Source organism: Chitinophaga varians (assembly GCF_014529945.1).
Lineage (GTDB): Bacteria > Bacteroidota > Bacteroidia > Chitinophagales > Chitinophagaceae > Chitinophaga > Chitinophaga varians.
Genome location: NZ_JACVFB010000005.1, coordinates 210553 through 232394, shown reverse-complemented (window position 1 = coordinate 232394; position 21842 = coordinate 210553). Strand labels below are relative to the sequence as shown.

The window sequence follows — 21842 nt, the reverse complement described above, 5'->3', positions numbered from 1 at the left end:
GAAAAAAGCAAAAATGTAAAATAATAAATGTAAACTGTAGCTGTAATAATGCTCGCGAAAACCGCCAGCCATTACCACTTACATTATTATTTTACATTTTTCACTTTTAAAACGGTTCCTCTTACCTGACAACATAATGCAAAAACGCTGGACAGTCAAAGCATATCAACCAAACCAGGAAAAAGCACTTCAATCCTCGCTCCGCATACATCCTTTGCTGTGCCGGCTGTTGGTACAACGGCATGTACATACCTATGAGGCTGCCCGCCAGTTTTTTCGCCCCACTCTCGATGATCTCCATGATCCCTGGCTGATGAAGGATATGGACAAAGCCATCTCCCGCATTGAACTGGCATTTTTCCGCCACGAAAAAATACTTATTTACGGCGATTATGATGTGGACGGCTGTACGGCTGTTGCCACTGTGTACGCTTTTCTACACAAACTCTACAATAATATCGAGTTTTATATCCCACACCGGTACCGGGAGGGATATGGTATTTCTACGGAAGGCATCGCTTATGCCCGTGACAATGACTTCAGCCTCGTTATCGCGCTGGATTGCGGCATCAAATCAGTAGAACTGATCTCAGCGGCCAAAGACATGGGAATCGACTTCATCATCTGCGACCATCACCTGCCCGATGCGATAGTCCCCCCGGCTGTGGCCATTCTGAATCCCAAACAATACGACTGTCCCTATCCTTATAAAGAACTAAGCGGCTGCGGTATCGGCTACAAACTGATCTGCGCCTTCGCCCAGAAAAGAGGCATCCCCATCGAAGAAGCGAATCAATACCTCGATCTGGTAGCCACCAGCATCGCAGCAGACATCGTTCCTATGACGGGGGAAAACAGGGTCCTGGCTTTTCATGGACTGAAAAAGGTGAACAGCAGCCCCTTACCAGGCATCAAAGCACTGATCACCCTCAGCGAACTGAAAGAACAGCTTACCATCTCCAATCTCGTATTTGTCATCGCCCCCCGCGTAAATGCGGCCGGCCGCATGGACGACGCCCGCAAGGCCGTCAACCTGTTTATAGAAAATGACGAGGAAAAGGCAGCCGCCATCGCTGCGGTATTACACGCCGACAACTTCGACCGGAAGGAAATAGACAATACCATCACACAGGAAGCTGTTTCCCTGCTGCAAAATGATGAATCGGTAAGCCGCAGAAAATCAACGGTTTTGTATCAGGCACACTGGCATAAAGGCGTGGTGGGCATCGTGGCATCACGACTGATCGACAAATACTACTACCGCCCTACCATCATCCTCACACAATCCAATGACGTGGTGGCAGGATCTGCCCGATCCGTTACGGGTTTCAATGTATATGAAGCCATTCACCAGTGCAAAGACCTGCTCGTGAACTACGGCGGCCACTTTTATGCAGCCGGCATGACCCTTAAACCGGAAAATGTACCTGCTTTCCAGCAACGCTTTGAAGAAGTAGTGGCCAACAGTATCAGGCCAGACCAGCTTGTTCCGGAAATAGTGATCGATACCGAGATTTATTTCAGTGATATCAACAATGCGTTTTATAATATCCTCAAACAGTTTGAGCCATTGGGACCGGATAACCTGCGGCCTGTTTTTCTGGCGCGGAACATTACCGATACCGGCTACTCCAAACTGGTGAAGGAAGAACATATCAAATTTTCGGTGAAACAAGGTCGCACCGGCCCTACCCTTTCAGGGATCGGGTTTTATATGGCCGACAAATTCCCCATCGTCACCAGCAAAAAACCATTCGATATGGTATTCAATATCGATGAAAACGAATGGAACGGCCAAACCAGCCTGCAATTGAAAGTCATTGACATCAGAGCTTCGAATTAACGCCTGACGCCTTTATATCATTAGAAATCCCCGGGGTCACTGCCCGGGGATTTTTGTTTGATGGGTTTGCAAGGATAAATATCGTTCGTGCGTTATTTCTTTTGTGCCAGCAGCCATGTATACAATTCTGCTGTGGTAAAGGCACGCGTCCAGGCATCGTGCCCGCCGGTGGCATATTCTGTGTATTTTATGTTGGGACCGCCCAGGTCACGCAGCGCTTTTATCATGTCCCGGGAACCGGCCACACCAACGACTTCGTCATTCGTTGAGTGGAAAGCCCATACCGGTATGTTTTTAATATTGATCGCCAATTTTACATTTCCCCGGCCGGCAACCGGCACCAGGGCCGCAAACCGCTCCGGATGCAGCATTGCCCAGTCCCACGTTTGCATACCGCCCATACTTGCACCGGCGAGATATATTCTGTTAGGATCAACACGATATTTGCTGATCACTGCTTTGTAAAATAATTCCAGTGCGTCCATATTCCACCAGCTGGTGCGGCATTGCGGCGCGATCATCACAAAAGGCTGACCATTCACCATTCTGGGCAGCGACGAATTTTTCAACACACTGATATCAGTACCAATACCCGCCTGACCGTGCAGGTAAATCACGACCGGCCATTTATAGGATTCATCAACGTTATAACCATCCGGTAAATAAAGCAAATACTGGGTGATGTTGGGACCGTTCGTGTTGACAGCTTCCACGATAAAGGAGGCAGGGGCGGGTAACGGGACCTCCACCGGTGGCTGTTTGACAGTGTCTTTCGGTGGCAAACCGGTAGTATCCTTCGGCGGTTGTTTGACGGTGTCTTTCGGCGGTTGCGCCGTGGGAGGCGGTGTCACGGATGGATTTGGAGCAACGTCAGATGACTTAGAACAGGCAAACAAAGCAAATAGCCCAACGACTAATACATAATTCAAAATGACAATCTTTCTTTTTTTCATATAACTACAGTAAACTAAAAGTCCCCTGGCATGGCTGCCAGGGGACTGCTTTATAAGTATAAGGTTATCTCCAAATTGGGTTGAACGCTTACAAAGGAAGTGAGAATTCAGTGAAAAAAAGAAAGAATGTTACTTCACCTTATCTTGACATATTATTTTTTTGCATTGGCCATCAATTCCACGCTTCTGTTAACGAAGGCGGTCAGATCGGCGCCTGTCAGCAGGTTTTGAGACAGCAGGGCCAGATCAGCGAGGTTCTTCACTTGTTTTTCCTGTAATGCATTGTCTTTTTCATCCAGGATATTCAGGTATACCGGGTGATTGGCGTTGACAGTCATATTGATTTCGTCTGGCATGGCAGCGTACCAGCTCATACCGCCGCCGCCCATGCTGGCCATATCTTTCATACGACGCATGAATTCAGGACGGGTAACAATTACCGGCTGCGATTCAGCATTCAGGCCTTTCAGTTCCACTTTAATGTTGGGCTGTGTTACCTGTGCGGTGAAGATCTCTTTCAGTTTGCCTTCCTGATCAGCAGTGAGGACGGTGTTGTTATTTTCGTCCTTGTCGATCAGGTTATCGGCGATATCCGCATCTACGCGGGTAAACTGTACGTTTTCCCATTTCGCTTCGATGTTGCTGATGAAAGCTGAATCCACCAATGTTTCCATTTTAACCACTACAAAACCTTTGTTTTTGGCGGCCTGAACATAGCTGTCCTGCTGCACCGGATTGGTAGCGTAGAGGATTACCAGTTTGCCTTCCTTATTGGTTTGCAGCGCTTCGGCGGCAGTCTTATATTCTTCGCGGGTATAGAAAGTGCCACCATCCACGTTTTCAAGTACGAGGAATTTGTTGGCTTTGTCCATGAATTTTTCATCGGTCATCATACCGTATTTCACGAACAGGCCAATGGACTCCCATTTCTCTTCGAAACCTTTACGGTCGTTACGGAACATTTCGTCCAGTTTGTCCGCTACTTTTTTGGTAATGTGGGCATTGATTTTCTTTACGTTCGGATCGCCCTGCAGGTAGCTGCGGCTTACGTTCAGCGGGATGTCCGGGCTGTCGATCACACCATGCAGCAACATCAGGAATTCCGGTACGATATCTTTCACCTCATCGGTCACATACACCTGATTAGAATACAGGTTGATTTTATCTTTCTGTATTTCATAGCTCTTGGTAATTTTGGGGAAATAGAGGATACCGGTGAGATTGAACGGATAATCCACATTGAGGTGGATCCAGAACAGCGGTGCTTCTGCAAAGGGATATAATTCTTTGTAGAAGTTCTGGTAATCTTCCGTGGTAAGTTCACTTGGCTTTTTAGTCCAGGCAGGTGTTGTATTGTTGAGCTGCTGGCCTTCAAATTTAACCGGTACCGGCAGGAATTTACAGAACTTGGTGAGGATAGAACGGATGCGGCCTTCGTCCAGGAATTCTTCACTTTCCTCGTTGATATGCATCACAATCTCAGTACCTCTTTCTTCCTTGGTTACTTCTTCCAGTTCATATTCCGGGCTACCGTCGCATTCCCAGCGTACAGCCGCAGCGCCATCTTTCCACGATTTGGAGAAGATTTCCACTTTACTGCTCACCATGAAAGATGAGTAAAAACCAAGGCCAAAGTGACCAATGATGTTGGTCCCGTTTTCCTGGCCTTTATATTTCTTCAGAAACTCTTCCGCACCCGAAAAAGCTACCTGGTTGATGTATTTATCTACTTCTTCAGCAGTCATGCCCACGCCATGATCGGCGATGGTGATCGTCTTTTTTTCTTTGTCCAGTCTTACTTCAATGTCTATGTTGCCCAGTTCTCCTTTGAATTCACCAACGCTGGCCAGGGTTTTCAACTTCTGTGTAGCATCTACCGCGTTGCTTACCAGTTCGCGGATAAAGATTTCATGGTCTGAGTAGAGGAATTTTTTGATGATGGGGAAAATGTTCTCCGTTTGAACACGTATTGCTCCTTTTTGCATTGATATCTGATTTTTTTCTGTTCACTTTTTTCAAACGATATGCCAGCCGGGTGATAGCTGACAAGATGTCAATCTTCGTATAAAATTTTGCCCGATATACAACAGCAGTCATCACAGCCACAACAACATTCGATAAAAAAATAATATTATAAATCTCCCTAAATTAACATATAAATCATATAAAAACATTTTCAGGCGGCCGCAATTTAGTAGATTTAGATTACCAAAATACTGAATCTGATACCCCTCTTTCATTTTAAATCTAATCTATGAGTAGACCTTTACGCTATCTTTTTCTTTTACTGAGCCTTATTTACAGTCATCGTGTTTCGGCGCAAAGTCAGCCGCAGCCGCGACTGCTGCCTTACCAGGAGAATTTTGACGCTTTGTCGGCCTCTTCCACCGTGTATCCTGACGGATGGCAGGGCTGGACGCTGAGCGGCGCTCCCGGCAGTAACTTCAACACTGCCGCCCCTTCTGCCGATAAGGCACTGACGCCCAACGGCAGCGCCTCCGGCACGGCCAATGGCGTATACAACTACAGCGGTAAGCTGGGCTTTCTGAACAGCGGCTCGGTAGACAATTCACTGGTGCTTGCCGTTAACACCAGCGGCCAGATCAATGTCACGGTCAGCTACGACGCCATGACCATCAGGAATCCGTACGATGGCACCACTAACACCCGCATCAATGAAATGGGACTGCAATATCGTATAGGCGATACCGGTAGTTTCATTAATATCAGCGGCACCACCTACCAGAACAACACCATTACGCAGACAGGCTCTGGTATCACGCAACCGCAACAGCTGCAGCATATCAGCATCATCCTGCCGGCAGCCTGTAACAACCAGCCGCTGGTGCAGCTGCGCTGGGTAAACCGGCAGATCAGCGGCGGCGGCTCACGACCTTCCTTTGCGGCAGACAATATCTCCGTGGAAGGCGCCGGCGGCGACTTCACGCCCCCCACTATCAACAGCCTGGCGCCAGCCAATCAATCAGTTGATGTATCACCCTCCACGCCACTGCAGATTACCTTCAGTGAAAACGTTGCCGCCAGTCAGGGCAGCCTTTATCTGCACAACAGCAGCAACGGACATACCGATACTTTCGCTATTGGTCACCCGGCGCTGAGCATTAACAATAATCAGCTTACGCTGAATAAAATACTGCGTCCCTACAGCACTTATTATATCACTGCCGACAGCGCGCTGGTGAAGGACCTTTCCGGCAATGTCTTTGCCGGCATTACCGATAGTAGCCAGTGGCATTTCAGCACTGGCGCACAACAGCTGAGCTTCGATTTTAACAATTGTGCGCCCACAGGCAGCACCACCCTGAGCGGCGGCTTTACGCAATACAGTGTAACCGGCGCACAGACATGGGCCTGCACTACTTTCGGACAAAATAACAGTAACGGCGTACAAATCAACGGTTATAGTGGCGGCGCCCAGGACAATGAAGACTGGCTGATATCACCGGCCTTTGACCTGAGCGGTTTCCAGGTACCCCTGCTACGTTTCAGCAGTCGCACTGCATTTACCGGTCCGGGTCTTGCGCTGCGCGTATCTACCGACTATAGCGGCAGCGGCGATCCCCGCAATGCCACATGGCATACGCTGAACGGTCGCTTTCCCGCAACCGGCAGTGACGTCTGGACTACCAGTCAGGGCATCAACCTCGCGGGTTACAAAGGAGCGAACGTATACGTCGCCTTTGTATATACCTCCTCTCCCACGCAGCAGGCAGCGCGCTGGACGGTCGACGACTTCAGCGTAAAAGATACCACCGCTGCGCCGGCACCGACCCTTACGAGCAGCCCGGCAGCCATCGACTTTGATTATGTAAAATCCGGACAGCAGTCCACCCCACAGCAGGTCAGCTACTGGGCCAACGACTTTACCGGTGACCTGCAAATCAATGCGCCGGCTGGTTTCCGCTTATCTGCCGACAGCAATTACTACAGCACACAACTGACTATTCCGCTGGCCACGCTCAGCGCCGGTCCGCAGCAGGTGTGGGTGAAATTTACACCTACCGCCGCCAACACTGCGTACAACGGCACCCTGGCATTCAACGCGCCCGGCTTTGCCGACAGCCATATCCGATTGAGCGGTACTTCCCTCCGTTCCCTGAAAGTAGTGAACTGGAACATAGAATGGTTTGGCAGTCCGGTGCAAAACCCTGCCAATGACAGTCTGCAGCAGGCCAATGTGACCCGCATCCTGCAATATCTGGATGCCGATATTTTCGCACTGGCAGAAGTGGTGGACACCGCCCGCTTCCGGGCGGTCGTTAGCCAGTTGCCCGGCTACAGCTATGTCATGTCAGATTTTAGTTCTTATGCCGATAGTGTTACCGACGTGGATTATGCGCTGGCACAAAAACTGGCATTTGTCTATAAAACATCCGTGATCCGTAAAATACGCACCTATGGCGTATTGCGTCAGGGTGGCAGCAGCAACGCCTATTATAACTGGTCGTCCGGCCGCTTCCCTTATCTGATGGAGGCTACCGCCAAACTGGATAATGACTCTGCCCGTATCAACTTTATACTGCTGCATGCCAAGGCCAATACCGGTACCAAAGCGGAGAAGCTGGTTTCGTGGGACCGCCGGAAAAACGGCGCCAAAGAGTTGAAAGACACCCTGGATGCGCAGTATCCTTATAATAACCTGATCATGCTGGGTGACTTTAACGATGATCTGGCGCGGACCATTACCACAGAAAGAGCGCCGGACACGACAACCTCTTATATTGATTTTATGAACGACACCCTGCATTACAAGCCGCTGACCTTACCGTTGAGCCTTGCGGGGGAGCGTTCTACCGCCAGTTTCTCTTCCGTGATCGACAACGTAATCGGATCTGACGAAACCGGGGTGGCGTACCTGCCGGCCTCTGCCAAAGTAATGCAGCAGGTGCAGCAGCTGGTGAGCAGCTACAGCTCTACCACCACCGACCACTATCCGGTGCTGAGCCGTTATGATCTTCGCATTTTGGCTAATCCGTTGCCGCTGAACAGCTTCGACGCCAAAGTGGATGGTGGCAAAGTGCAACTGAGCTGGAACACACCTTATGAAATCAATAGTGGTTCCTTTGTGATAGAGCGTTCCCGTAACCTGATACATTTTGCCCCGGTAGACACTGTGGCCGCCCATGGTACAACCGGGGAGGCACATCAATATCTTTGGTATGATGAGTCACCATGGCCAGGCATTGCCCTGTATCGGATAAAATATCAGGGACTGGATGGCAGCATCAAATATAGTCCGGTGAAAACGGTCATGCTGACCGGAAAAGATCTGTGGCTGCGGTTATGGTGGTGTATCCTGGGCCATCAGTTGCAATACTGGATCGACTGGAGCAAGAACGGTCCTGCCGCCATACAGCTGATAGATATGCAGGGAAGAGTTCGTCATCAGGAACAAACTACCCTGATCAAGGGTCAAAATACCAGGGCGCTGGATGTGAGCCAGTTGCCGGCGGGTGTTTATTTCCTGAGGATTCAGTCGGGTTTGGATGTACAGGTAACGAAGATTGTGATCAACCGGTAACATTTTGATATTTTGATACTTAAAAAGGCCGTTCCAGTCAGCTGGGGCGGCTTTTTTCTTTTTGATTTACAGTTACTTATACATTAAGGAAGAGAAAAGGCAAGATATTTAGGGATTAAAAGTCAACAGAACGTGGAAATTATCAATAGTTCTGTATCTTTGCACTCCAATTTTTTTTATTTAAAACCATTTAAACAGGGAATTATGAACTACGAATTGATGGTGATCTTTACCCCTGTGCTTTCTGAAGACGAATACAAAGCGGCTCAGAAAAAATTCGCTGACCTCGTTAAAGAGAACGGCGGAAATGTAACGCACGAAAATCCCTGGGGATTAAGATCACTGGCGTATCCTATCCGGAAAAAGACTACAGGCATGTACCTGGTTCTGGAATACAGTGCGCCATCCGACCTCAATGAGAAGCTGAAAATCCAGCTTAACCGTGATGAAAATGTATTACGCCACATGATCACTGCGCTCGACAAACACGCTGTTGAGTACAACAACCGCAAAAGACATGGTGTAAATGCAGAATCTAAAACCACTGAAGCTTAATTATTATGGCAGTTAAACCGAAAAAACAAGAAATTAAGTACTTAACAGCCGTAAAAACCGAGAAACGTCAGAAGAAATACTGCCGTTTCAAGAAAATGGGCATCAGGTACGTAGATTACAAAGACGGTGAGTTTTTGAAGAAATTTTTGAACGACCAGGGTAAAATGTTGCCCCGCCGTATCACAGGTAACTCCCTGAAATTTCAGCGTAAAGTAGCCCAGGCTATTAAGAAAGCTCGTCAAATGGCTTTATTGCCTTATGTTACTGACCTTTTAAAGTAAGAAGTTATGCAAATTATCTTAATACAAGACGTAGATAACCTGGGTCAGAAGAATGAACTGGTTAACGTAAAGAATGGTTACGCCAGGAACTTCCTGATTCCGCAGAAATTCGCGGTAGAAGCAAGTCCTTCCAACATGAAGCAACTGCAGGAACGCCTGAAAGTGCAGAAAGTGAAAGAAGAGAAACTGCTGGCTGAAATCGCGAAAGTGGTGGAAGTGCTGAAAGCTTCTCCTGTTAAAATCGGCGCTAAAACCGGTACTTCCGGTAAAATCTTCGGTAGCGTTACTGGTGTTCAGATTGCCCGTGCGATCAAAGAACAGAAAGGTTACGAAATTGACCGTCGCCGCATCCACATCCTGGATGATGTTAAAGAATTAGGTACTTACAAAGCACGCCTGGATTTCGGTAAAGGCAACGAAACCGAAATGGAGTTTGAAGTAGTAGCTGAGTAGTATTTCTCCGGACAACCGGAATAAAATATTTCCCGGACTGGTGACAGTCCGGGATTTTTTTTGTCGTTTACCACCGCTGAAAAACTCAAATCTTATTAGTATTTTCATACATCATCTATTTCCACCATTTGTATGAGAAAATACCTTTACTGTTTGCTGATACCCATTCTTTTTACGGCCTGCGGTACCCACAAGGCGAAGAAGGCACCTGTACGCCTGACTGCCATTACCATACACGGCGACAACATCCCGCAGTATTCTTTTCAGTATGATTCGGCCGGGCATCTTATTAAACTGGTGAAACACTATAGCGATCAGGACACCAACGTCACCACCTTTACCTACGACAGCCGCCATCGCCTCACCTGCATGGAATCGGCAGACGAAAGCCATCAACAGAAAACGATCGTACAAAAGGCCACCGTCAATGCCTGGGACGATACCGGCAATATCACAGAAGTGCAGTATTACGGGGCAGACAACACCCCGCTGCGCCTGGCCCGCCTCACCTGGAAAAAAGGCATGCCTGCTGCCCTGAAATACATCGACTCTTCACAGGCCATGAGCTGGAACTATACCAATGGTAATCCCAACTGGAAAAACATTTGTACTGACACCCTCGTCGGCAGACATCAGGACACCGGTTTTTATGTACGCTCCGCCCGGTTTGAATGGGATGATACCATCAATCCCCTCCGGCCGCTGGCCAATCAGCTGGTATTAGGTCCTGGTATTGCTCCGGTGCTGTCACCAACACCGCTGCCCAATCTGGCCACTTTCCTGTTGCCGGTGAGTACCAATAATCCTACCCTGATAAAGATGGACGAAGAACAAACCGCTGTTTACAAAAACACCTCGCAGCAATACCATCGTAATACCACTGTGCAGTTCTTTTATGCCTATAAGGACGGATATCCACAGCGGGCAACCGTACATCTCCATTCGGAAGGATATACGAAACTGGGCTCCGATACACAGGTTAACCTCGATTATATCTATCAATAAGTCTATTCGGGAATTATCCGTAACTTTTAACGGATGTATAAACGTACCCTATTCAGACAGATGCCTGTTACCCTACTGCTGATAGCTGCCAATGTGCTGGTGTATATCCTGACAGTGATGGCCGGCATGAATCTCTGGTGGGGCAATGGAGAGCAGCTATTACACTGGGGGGCCAATTACTGGCCGCTGACGGTAGGCCATCGTGAATATTGGCGCCTGCTCACCAGTATGTTTTTACATGCCGGTTGGTGGCATTTGTTGACCAACATGACAGGGCTCTTTATTGCCGGCGTTTTTCTGGAGCGGGTGATCAGACCGCTCCGTTTCATTATCGCTTACCTGATAACCGGATTGATAGCCGATTATGCCAGCGTCCTGTTTCACCGCAACATGGTGGGCGTAGGTGCTTCCGGCGCTATCTTCGGCATCTATGGCGTATTTTTCGCGCTGCTCACCACCCGCCTCTTTCCTCCTGCTGCCCGTCATAATTTTCTCGGTTATATCAGCCTGTTTATCCTGTTGAATTTCCTGGTGGCCGGCTTCTCACAGGACATCGACAATGCCGCGCATCTGGCAGGGTTTCTCAGTGGTATGCTGACAGGTTATGCCTATTATTTTACCCTTACCGAAGCAGACGGCTTACGTTTACCCAACAGGTAATTTTACCTATGATAATTACCTACATTTGTATTCCTAAATTCCGTACTATGATAAAAAGGATCCTATTTTTGATGGTGTTTGTTCACCTGATATATTCGTGTAACAACAGCGGCAAACAATCCGTTACCGACAGCACCCAGGCTGCCCGTGACAGTGTTAAGCCGGAAGCCAATACCAGCGCCGCGTCGGGATATATCGATACCATACAGGCGGGCAACAAAAAATTCCTGGTATCCTTTATTGACAAGGCTACCTATGAACAATACCCGGCTTATCAACTTTCAGGCGACACCTCCGAAACAAATGCCCTTGCCAAAAACACGGATGTAAAACGTGTAGGCCAGCAACTGGAGTTTCACCTGGCTAACGGAGAACAGAAAATACGCACCGATAATTCAGAAGATGATGATGGTTATGTACGCTATAGCTATGCAGGCTACTATCCCGCATTACACCGGCACGGTATCTTCGCTACCTATTATGAAGCAGACGGATTTGAACTGCTCAATCCGGAAAATGGCGATACCCTGTATACCTGGACAGCCCCCATTATTTCCCCCGATAAGAAATACTTCCTCTGCCCCAGCATGGACATAGAAGCCGGTTTTAATCCCAACGGATTTCAATTGTTTGAAATCAATAACAAAAACATTCGGCTGGTCGGAGCGCCCGAACTGACTGAATACGGAATTGATGAGGTTCGATGGGTGGATAATAACACACTGATTGCCATTTACCAGACTCATGAAGACATTGCGCACGACCGCAAACGTTATGTGAAACTGGTGATGCAATAGCGCATCGATGTTACGGCCTATTTAGTATATTTAATGACCGTAACCAAAATCGATCCTCTGCGTATGAAAAAAGTATTCTTTCTCCTGATGTTGGCAGCCGTTGTTTGCTACACCGTAAACGCCGCTGCCAACTTCGGACTGTCACAGGCGCCTACCATGAATGTGGATGGAACAGCCAACTCTATTGTCTCCAAACTGGACAAATCTCTTTTTCTCACCGAACAACAAAAGCCCAAGCTGCTCACCATTGTCACCTCTTATCTGCAACAGAAAATAAACATCCTGCCACTGCAACAGTCCAACCAAAAGGCCTATACGACAAAGCTCAACAGCATGCAGAACGGGCTGCATAACAGACTTAAACCCCTGCTCACCCTTACCCAATACACTGAGTTTATGGGACTGAAACCCAAAACATTTGATGAGACAAATGTTTTATCACAATTGTATTACTAAGCGTACTTCTCTCTAAATAAAGCCAATGAACTTTGTTATGTTTGTACGAAAAGTAACCTAATTGGAGGATTGGTCAGATAAAGCACTGGTGTCTGCGTTGCAACAGAATCAAGAAGATGCCTTCCGGATCCTGTACAACCGGCATTGGGATTTGCTTTACAGCCGCGCTTTCAGGAAAATCCACGCTACCGAAGATATCTCAGACATACTTCAGGAGATTTTTGCGTATCTCTGGAAGAATCGTCATACCCTTACCCTGAGGTCCACCCTCGTAAATTATCTGTTGACAGCGCTGGACTACAAAATTATTGATTACTATCGCGGCCGGGCGGTACGGATCAACTATTATCAACAATATCTGGAAGCACTGGACGAGCGTCATTATCCGGTAACAGACACCGTTCAGTTCCGGGAGCTGGAATCGCTGGTGCAGCAGGAAGTGCAGGCGATGCCTGTCAAAATGCAGGAAGTATTTTTGCTCAGCCGTGATAAAGGCATGAGTGCTGCTCAAATTGCCAGTCAGCTCAACATCTCCGAACAAACCGTCAGAAACCAGATCAGCAATGCGTTGGCCCGGCTGCGGAACAAACTGGCCCATACTTACCTTTTTTCCCGCCGGGAAAAATAATTTTTTTTCATCTGGTATATCCTCCTCTTTCAATCGACCCTTTACTAACGAGTTATGGAAAACAATGCGCTCAACAACGACCAGCTACTGTTGTTGCTGGAAAAATATAGCCGCAACCAGTGTACTGAAGCGGAAATAAACCAGATCAGGAAATGGTATGATGAACTGGATATATCCGGGGAGAAAACCGATGCCTTGCCGGGAACACCGGAAGCTGCTGCGCTAAAAGCAGCGGGCTGGCAGGCTATTGCTCCGGTAACACCTATACGTAAACCTTTCTACCTGCGGCCATGGTTTAAGGCCGCAGCAGTCGTAGCGCTCATCGCCGGCAGTACCTGGGGAATCGTTTACCGCTACCAACACCAGTCTACCTTCATCAGCGCTGATGCCAGCATTATCCAGCGCCGCCTGCCTGATGGTACCGCGGTATGGCTGAATAAAAAAAGTAAACTTACCTGCTATCCGGGAGATGACAGAACCGTATCACTGGAAGGAGAAGCTTTCTTCGATGTGGCAAAAAATCCGGCACATCCATTTGTTATCCATACCGAGCGTATGGACATCACCGTATTAGGCACCACCTTTAATGTAAAAGCATATAAAAACGACGTATCAGATGAAACATTGCTGGTAAGCGGCGCAGTAGAAATCACCCTGCGGGAACAGGAGTCTTCCAAAATACGCTTACGGCCCAACGAAAAAATTATACTGCATACATCATCATCCAAACAACATCCGACGACAGTCTATGAAGTAAAAAACAGTGTAGCCAACCAAGACAGCACGCTCAATGAAACTTTATGGAGAGAAAACAAGCTGGTATTTAGTCACGAAACATTTGAACAAATCGCTGTAAAGATGGAACGCTGGTATGGTGTAAATATCCATATCCAGGACCCATCACTGAAAAAACTGCTATTCACCGCCATCTTTGAGAATGAAACAGTGGACCAAACGCTGACAGCACTGCAGTTGTCCGCTCCTTTCCATTACCAGATAAACCAGCAAGACATTTTTATCACCAAGTAAACACCACTTATGACCTGATTACCACAGTGAACAAACTAAAAGGGGAAATGCAGACACATCTCCCCTACCTCTGATCAACAGTTGCAGGACTCCTCTCTTGGCGGACAGGGACCTGTTGCTTTTTTATTGACCAAAAGTTTTCTAAATGTATGAAAAAATCAAGGAGTTTTTTTCATGAGGGGACTTCCTTTCCCTTCCTGATCCTTAAAACGATCATTCTAATGAAATTATCGTTCTTTATAACACTGATCACCTGCCTGCAGGTATCTGCCACCGCCTATTCACAGCGCTCCAGGATCACACTCAATGTATCTGAAGTTAAGCTGATGAAGTTGTTGAAACTGGTAGAGAAAAAAACCAACTGTCGCTTTGTATACAATGACGACGCCATCGCACCTGATCTTACCGTATCTGTCAACGTAAATGATGAACCGGTGGAAACTGTACTATCCACCGTATTAAGCAATACCGGCCTTACATTCCGTTTGTTGAAAAATGACCTCATTGTGATTGCTCCTGTAAATACAGTTATACAGGAGCTGATGGTACAGGGAAAAGTAACCGATAAGAATGGTACTCCTTTAATTGGCGTAAGCATCAAAGTGGATAAAACCGGCAAAGGCACTATCAGCAATGAACGCGGCGAGTTCAAACTGGAAGCGCCCGGCACCGCCAACCTTGTTTTTACCTATATTGGTTATCAACAAATGGTTATTCCTGTTAACAACAGAACTACCATAGATGCCGTATTAACCGATGATACCAAAGGCCTGAGTGAAGTAATTGTAGTAGGTTACGGCGTCCAGAAAAAAGCCAGTCTCACCGGTTCCGTAGCGACCGTCAGCGGGAAAGATATCCGGTCCATGCCTGCCGCCAACCTGTCCAACACACTGGCCGGGCGGGCACCCGGCATCATTGCGCGGCAAAACAGCGGAGAGCCTGGTAATGACGGCGCATCCCTCAGCATCAGGGGGAAAAGCACTTTCGGCTACAACAACATGCTTGTCATTGTAGATGGTATACAACGCAGCTTCAGTGAGCTGAATCCGGCAGACATCGAAACGATCAGCATCCTGAAAGACGCCTCTTCTGCCGCTATCTACGGTTCCAGAGCTGCCAACGGCGTTATGCTGATCACCACCAAACGTGGTACCAGCGGGGTCCCTACCATTTCCTACAACGGATACGTAGGTTATCAGCAACCCACTATCCGGATGAAACAACTGAATGGCGTGCAATACGCAGAGATGTACAACGCCGGTTTAGCCGCTAACGGACAACCAGCCCGGTATTCCGAAGAAGAGATCAACACCATCCGTAATAACCCCGATCCCTTAAGGGGCCTGGCCAATACCGACTGGTGGAAAACCACCATGAACAATGCCGCCATGCAAACGCAGCATGACCTGAGTGTGAGAGGTGGTAATGATAAAGCCAAATACTACGTGTCCATCGGTTATCTGGACCAAAACTCATTGTACAAATCCACCAACTACAAACGTTATAATATCCGTTCCAATGTGGATGCCAACATCGGCAAACACCTCCTGGCTTCCATAGACCTCGCAGGCCGCCTCGAACGCCGCACAGGCCCCGGCTTAGATCCCGGCACTATTTTCAACACCATCGTGCGGGCATCTCCACTGGATGCAAATTTTTATCCCAATGGTCTGCCGGGCGGAACTACCGGAGGCCGTAACCCTATGCTGGACGCAACAGAAAGCGGTCACCGACAACAGGACTGGAACACTTTCCAAAGTAATTTTGCGCTGAAATATACCGTTCCCGGTGTAGAAGGACTGTCTATCAAAGGTGTAGCGGCTTACGATAAAAGAATGTTATACGAAAAACAGTTCTCCACACCGTATTCCTATTACAAGTACAATACGTCTACAAAAGAGTATGATAAAATTACCCGCGCCGGTAATATCAACCTGACTCAAAACTCCGAACAGCAGGCAGGCATTACCACACAGGCGATCGTGAATTACATCCGTTCCTTTGGCAAACATGATGTAGACGGAACCTTGCTGTATGAAACCTACAACTACCGCATGGACAAAATGCAGGCATACCGTGAGCAGTTTGACAGCCCACTGCTCGATGAGCTATTTGCCGGCTCTAAAAGCGGTTTAAACAACGACGGAACGGCAGACGTTTATTCCCGTGCAGGGGTGGCCGGTCGCTTCAACTACGCCTATGCACACAAATACCTGCTGACAGCCACCTTCCGCTATGACGGCTCGCTGAGTTTTGCCAGTGATAAACGCTGGGGCTTCTTCCCGGGCGTATCCGCCGGCTGGGTAGTGTCAGAAGAAAACTTCTTCAAAAACAATGTACGCACCGTTGATTACCTGAAAATAAAAGCCTCCTTCGGCCAGCTGGGAAACGACAGCGTACGGGCTTTCCAATACCTGCCATCCTACTATGCCGGCTCAGGCCAGGGGATCACATCTGTTTATATCATTGATGGGAAACCTTACAATGGCATTTTTTCAGCAGGCTATCCTAACAAATCCATCGGCTGGGAAATTGCCACCACCACAGATATCGGCTTCGAAACTTCCTTGTGGAACCGACTGCTGACACTGGATGCGGGCTATTTCTACAAACGCACCAGCAATATCCTTCGCCCCAGGACAGCTTCCGTTCCCGGTACTTTCGGAGAACAGCTGCCCTTCCAGAACGTAGGCATTGTAGACAACCACGGATTTGAAGTGGAAATAGGTCATGAAAACCGTATCGGAAAAGTAAATTACAATGCCCGTGGTACTTTTACTTTCGCCCGCAACAAAGTGATCTTTATGGACGAAGCGGCCAATATCCAGGAGTCGCTACGGCAAACAGGACGCCCCTTCGATCAATACACCGGTCTGGTAGCGATGGGATTATTCCAGAGTGAAGATGAAATCAAAAACGCTCCCAAACAATACAACTTCCAGCCTAAGCCCGGCGACATCCGGTATGCCGATATCAATGGCGACGGGATTATCAATGACCTGGACCGCACCGTGATTGGTCGCAGCAAAGTGCCGGAAGTCGTGTATGGGCTCAATCTTGGCGCTTCCTGGAATGGTTTCGACATCAGTATGCTGTGGCAGGGAGCTACCAACTTCAATACCTACATCAGCGCAGAATTAGCTTATCCTTTTTTCAATATCTCCAACCCTATGACTTACATGCTGGACTACTGGACTCCCGACAACCGTGGCGCTGAGTTCCCCCGGCCTGTTATCAATGGTAACGCCAACAACCTGAAAGCCTCTTCTTTCTGGCTGCGCGATGCCAGCTACCTTAAACTGCGTAGCCTCAACATCGGATATACGCTTCCCGCAGCATGGATGAAACAAGCACGTATACAACAGGCACGTATATACGTAGCCGGTACCAACCTGTTGACTTTCTCCAAACTGAAAGGACTCGATCCGGAGGTACCTTCTGATACCCGTGGGTATTATCCGCAGCAGCGCAGCGTAAACATTGGCGTAAACCTGACTTTATAATCTATCGGTTAACCGAAAACAAGGAAAGAGACATGAAAAAGATATATATACAACTGGTACTCGGGATATTCCTGACAGGATTGTTTTCCTGTACAAAAATGGACCAGTCGCCGGTAAACAGTCTTTCAGACGAAATTGTGTGGAAAGATCCCAAACTGGTGCAACTCTACATTGCGGACATTTATCAGAACCTGCCAATTGGCTTTGACGTTACGCCCGATGGCACTGCCACGCTTGCCTGTATTACAGATGAGGCCAGAGGCAGCTATGGCTGGCTGGACGCCAATCTTCTACAGATCAACGGGAAGTACACTTCCATCAACGCACCGTTGAATATCTGGAGCAGCGCATATAAAAGTATCCGTAAAACAAACGTCTTCTTTCAACAGATCGCGGGCGTTCCCAATTTATCGGAAAGTGACCGCAACAACCTTATCGGTCAGGTCAAATTCCTGCGGGCCTTCTACTATTTTGAGTTGGTAAAACGTTATGGTGGCGTACCGCTGATCACGCAGCCACAAACGCTTACAGAAGACCTGATGGTGAAACGTACAGACACTACCGCGATATACGATTTTATTGCTACAGAACTGGATGATGCCGCCAGCAAAATGCCCGCCAGCGCCAAAGCCGGACTAGCTTCCCGATGGACCGCCCTCGCGCTGAAAAGCCGCGCTATGTTATACGCCCGCAGATGGGACGCATCCGCTAAAGCATCCAGAGAAATCATTGACAACGGCGGCTTTAGCCTGGCAGCCAACTACGGCTCCCTGTTCAATACCAAACAACAGGCTTCATCAGAGAGCATTTTCGAAATACAGTATCTGGACCCCAGCCGCGTGCATAACTATGACGCGATGAACGTGCCGTACTTTGACAATCCCGGCGACTATACCAGTCTAACCCAGCCTACACAGGAAATGGTTGACGACTATGAGATGCAGGCTACCGGAAAAGCCATTACCGACGCGGCTTCCGGCTATGATGCGCAACAGCCGTACAAAGGTCGTGATCCACGTTTTTATGCCACCATCCTGTATGAAGGCGCTCCATGGAAAGGCCGGGTAATTCAAACGCGTGTAGGCGGCACCGATGAGATTGTAGGTCGTAATACGACCAACGATAATACCAAAACCGGTTACTATATCCGTAAGTATCTCGACGAAACATTGTCGCTGGATAAAATCTGGAGCAGCACCCAAAGCTGGGTGGAATTCAGGTTGGGAGAAATCTACCTGAATTATGCAGAAGCAATGAACAACCTGAACGATCCTGCCACCGCTAAAAATTATGTCGACCTTATTCGTGCACGCGCTAAGATGCCAGCTGTCCCAACTGCACAGGGACAGGCACAGATGAGCAACATCATCATGCATGAAAGGAAAATCGAACTGGCCTACGAAAATCACCGTTACTGGGACCTCCGTCGCTGGCGCACCGCCGTCAGCGTGCTGAATGGTAAAACGTTCCACGGCATGCGCATCACGCTCAACAACGGCGTATACCAATATGAAATAGTAGAAGCCGATCTGGGCGCTTCTTCACCAAGGGTGTTTACAGATGCTTACTACCTGCTTCCCATCCCGAAAACAGAGCTGGAAAAAAACAAGGAACTGACACAGAACGAACCCTGGTAAACATCCTCCGGATTTATTAACTTCATGCCATCAAAAAGCCCTTTGCCTTTTGCAGAGGGCTTTATAAATAACAGGAACAATGAAATATCAATGCCTCGCCGTATTGTCGGGCCTGCTATGGCAGACTGCCACGGCCCAACACGTAACTGATTCCGCTACTTTTGCCAAAGTAGCGGCTTCCGTTAAAACAATACCTCCCATCAGCAAAAATACCCGGCAACTTCCCCTTCCCACAGCCCCCGCCGGTTACTCATTGCAGCTAAAAGGGACCGACAGACTGCCCGTCATTGACCAGCAGGGACATATTACCACGCCGCTTGTCAACACGCCTGTCAGCCTCTATTTTGTGCTGCAACGCCAGCAGGACAATGCACAAATGGACATACCCAATATCACCGTCAACATACCCGGAAAATACGCTGCCAATGCAGGCAATCCGCAACCATTTGTGATACCCGCCTTGCGCGAGTGGTATGGCGGCAAAGGAACGTATACTTTGTCCTCCACTCCGGCACTCGTCATGGATCCCCGGGATGCGGCGGCATTGTTACCCGGAGTGACGGCTTTTAAAGAAGATCTGCAGCTGCTGACAGGGATTCAGCATGTTAGCATCCGGACCGGACAACCACGTAAGGGCGACATCTTTTTCAGCTTGCAATCTGCCGACAAACAACTGGGCAGGGAAGGTTATCAGCTGGAGATTACCGGAGATATCCGTATACAGGCCACGCATGCGCAAGGCGCATTCTGGGCTACCCGTACCCTGTTGCAAATACTGGAGCAGGACAAACAACATCGGCATATTCCGCAGGGCATCACCCGTGACTATCCCAAATATGCCGTTCGTGGGTTTGTGTTGGATGTAGGCCGTAAATTTTTCTCCATGGATTTCCTCCGGCATTATGTAAAATTCATGGCTTACTATAAGATGAATGACTTCCACATTCACCTCAACGATAACGCCTTCGACAAATTCTTTGGTAACAACTGGGACAGCACCTACGCTGCCTTCCGGCTGGAAAACAATACCTTCCCCAACCTTACCGCAAAAGACGGCAGTTATTCCAAAAAAGCTTTCATTGCTTTGCAGGACCTGGCCGACAGCTTTGCGGTTAAAATCATTCCGGAGATTGATGTACCGGCACACTCGCTCGCTTTCACCAAAGCAGTACCGCAAACAGCCAGTCTCCTATATGGAAGGGATCACCTCAATCTCGACAGCGCTTCCTACGATATGATCGACAAAGTATTCCGGGAGTACCTGCAAGGGCCGCAACCTGTGTTTAAAGGCGATGAAGTACATATCGGTACAGATGAGTACTCCAAAAAAGAAGCAGAGAAATTCAGGGCGTTTACAGACCATTACATCCGTTATGTGGAAAGCTTCGGCAAGAAAGTACGGATGTGGGGCTCTTTGACCCATGCCCAGGGCACCACACCGGTAAAATCAGCCGGTGTGACCATGAATGCCTGGTACAATGGTTACGCAGAACCCGCAGAGATGATGCGCCAGGGATACGATCTTATCAGCACACCCGATGGCTGGCTGTATATCGTTCCGGCCGCTGGCTACTATCACGATTACCTCAACATCGCTAAAATCTATCGTCAATGGGAACCTAATATGATCGGCGAAGCGGTATTCCCTATGGGACATCCAAAGATCAAAGGCGGCTCCTTCGCTGTCTGGAACGATCATGCCGGCAACGGCATTACCGAAAAGGACGTACACGACCGCGTATTTCCCGCTATGCAGGTGCTGGCCGAAAAAATGTGGAACGGCCATACCGCACAAAGCGACTATCAACAGTTTGCTACCAACAGCCGATTGATCGGAGAAGGCCCCGGACTGAATATGCGGGCTAAAATAATCAGCCGGGATTCCGTGGCGCTACATTACGATTTCTCCAACAGTACGATCCGTGACATCAGCGGCAACGGCAGATCGGCACTGGAACAACATCAGGTCGGCATCTCCCCAAAACAAACACTGGTATTACAGGGCGGTAACAGCTATGTAAAAACACCTTTAACAGAAGTTGGGTATCCTTACAGTATTGAATTTGACATCAAACCTGATACAGACAACCGTCCGGGAGCTGTTATCTTTTCCTCTCCGAATGCCGTACTCACCCTGCTGCAACAGGAAACCGGCAAACTGGGATTCTCCAGAGAAGGATATCATTATCATTTCAACTACAGCCTCCCTGCCGGCACATGGACACATGTTAAGATCACCGGCAATAACAAGGGCACTTCGTTATTTATCGATGGTCAGTTAAAAGAAAAACTGGAAGGCGCCATGCGGTCATTTCCCAATATCAAAGACAAAAATGCCATCATTCAGACGCTCGTATTTCCCCTGCAGATGATTGGTGATACCGTGAATGCTTTTAAAGGAGAAATCGACAATCTCCGTGTAGTACAACAACCTTGATTTTTCATGATAATAAAAAAAACGGCCGTCAATGATGATTGACGGCCGTTTTTTTTATTATCA

16 protein-coding genes are annotated in these 21842 nt (G+C 48.2%); 14 read left to right on the top strand and 2 right to left on the bottom strand.

Annotated features, from left to right (window positions below; genetic code table 11):
• The first annotated feature begins 136 nt into the window (after window positions 1-136).
• Complete coding sequence (recJ, locus tag ICL55_RS24465) at window positions 137-1843, top strand: single-stranded-DNA-specific exonuclease RecJ (protein ID WP_188102394.1); 1707 nt, start codon at window positions 137-139, stop codon at window positions 1841-1843.
• A 92-nt stretch (window positions 1844-1935) separates the two neighbouring features.
• Here the strand turns inward: recJ and ICL55_RS35605 are convergent, their stop codons facing one another.
• Both ICL55_RS35605 and htpG read right to left on the bottom strand, forming a co-directional pair.
• Window positions 1936-2694 (bottom strand): carboxylesterase family protein, encoded by a 759-nt coding sequence (locus ICL55_RS35605; RefSeq protein WP_223151582.1) that lies wholly within the window; start codon window positions 2692-2694, stop codon window positions 1936-1938.
• A 254-nt stretch (window positions 2695-2948) separates the two neighbouring features.
• Entirely contained in the window at window positions 2949-4781 is a 1833-nt protein-coding gene (htpG, locus tag ICL55_RS24455; protein ID WP_188102390.1) for a molecular chaperone HtpG, read from the bottom strand.
• Between the two features lie 269 nt (window positions 4782-5050).
• Here htpG and ICL55_RS24450 point away from each other — a divergent pair, with 269 nt between their 5' ends.
• The 13 genes from ICL55_RS24450 to ICL55_RS24390 all read left to right on the top strand — a co-directional run bounded on the left by ICL55_RS24450 (window position 5051) and on the right by ICL55_RS24390 (window position 21779).
• Window positions 5051-8338 (top strand): T9SS-dependent choice-of-anchor J family protein, encoded by a 3288-nt coding sequence (locus ICL55_RS24450; protein WP_188102388.1) that lies wholly within the window; start codon window positions 5051-5053, stop codon window positions 8336-8338.
• 204 nt (window positions 8339-8542) lie between these two features.
• Complete coding sequence (rpsF, locus tag ICL55_RS24445) at window positions 8543-8893, top strand: 30S ribosomal protein S6 (protein ID WP_211092553.1); 351 nt, start codon at window positions 8543-8545, stop codon at window positions 8891-8893.
• Window positions 8894-8898: 5 nt separating this feature from the next.
• Window positions 8899-9174 carry a 30S ribosomal protein S18 gene (gene rpsR, locus ICL55_RS24440; protein WP_078668863.1) on the top strand — a complete coding sequence of 92 codons (276 nt, stop codon included), beginning with the start codon at window positions 8899-8901 and terminating at the stop codon, window positions 9172-9174.
• Window positions 9175-9180: 6 nt separating this feature from the next.
• Window positions 9181-9627, top strand: a complete 447-nt coding sequence (rplI, locus tag ICL55_RS24435; RefSeq protein WP_078668864.1) for a 50S ribosomal protein L9 — start codon at window positions 9181-9183, stop codon at window positions 9625-9627.
• A 132-nt stretch (window positions 9628-9759) separates the two neighbouring features.
• Window positions 9760-10632: an RHS repeat domain-containing protein gene (locus ICL55_RS24430; protein WP_188102386.1), complete on the top strand. Its 873-nt coding sequence runs from the start codon at window positions 9760-9762 to the stop codon at window positions 10630-10632.
• Between the two features lie 33 nt (window positions 10633-10665).
• On the top strand, window positions 10666-11292 hold the full coding sequence (locus tag ICL55_RS24425) for a rhomboid family intramembrane serine protease (protein WP_188102385.1): 627 nt from the start codon (window positions 10666-10668) through the stop codon (window positions 11290-11292).
• A gap of 47 nt (window positions 11293-11339) precedes the next feature.
• The gene (locus tag ICL55_RS24420; protein ID WP_188102383.1) at window positions 11340-12089 is read left to right on the top strand and encodes a hypothetical protein; all 750 of its coding nucleotides are present in this window, start codon (window positions 11340-11342) and stop codon (window positions 12087-12089) included.
• Window positions 12090-12152: 63 nt separating this feature from the next.
• On the top strand, window positions 12153-12545 hold the full coding sequence (locus ICL55_RS24415) for a hypothetical protein (RefSeq protein WP_188102381.1): 393 nt from the start codon (window positions 12153-12155) through the stop codon (window positions 12543-12545).
• A gap of 61 nt (window positions 12546-12606) precedes the next feature.
• Complete coding sequence (locus ICL55_RS24410) at window positions 12607-13173, top strand: RNA polymerase sigma factor (RefSeq protein WP_188102379.1); 567 nt, start codon at window positions 12607-12609, stop codon at window positions 13171-13173.
• A gap of 54 nt (window positions 13174-13227) precedes the next feature.
• A complete protein-coding gene (locus tag ICL55_RS24405) occupies window positions 13228-14202 on the top strand; it encodes a FecR family protein (RefSeq protein ID WP_188102377.1) in 975 nt (324 codons plus the stop codon).
• 221 nt (window positions 14203-14423) lie between these two features.
• A complete protein-coding gene (locus tag ICL55_RS24400; protein ID WP_188102375.1) occupies window positions 14424-17705 on the top strand; it encodes a TonB-dependent receptor in 3282 nt (1093 codons plus the stop codon).
• Between the two features lie 32 nt (window positions 17706-17737).
• Window positions 17738-19342 carry a RagB/SusD family nutrient uptake outer membrane protein gene (locus ICL55_RS24395; RefSeq protein WP_188102373.1) on the top strand — a complete coding sequence of 535 codons (1605 nt, stop codon included), beginning with the start codon at window positions 17738-17740 and terminating at the stop codon, window positions 19340-19342.
• 79 nt (window positions 19343-19421) lie between these two features.
• Window positions 19422-21779: a family 20 glycosylhydrolase gene (locus ICL55_RS24390; protein WP_223151581.1), complete on the top strand. Its 2358-nt coding sequence runs from the start codon at window positions 19422-19424 to the stop codon at window positions 21777-21779.
• Window positions 21780-21842 lie beyond the last annotated feature (63 nt).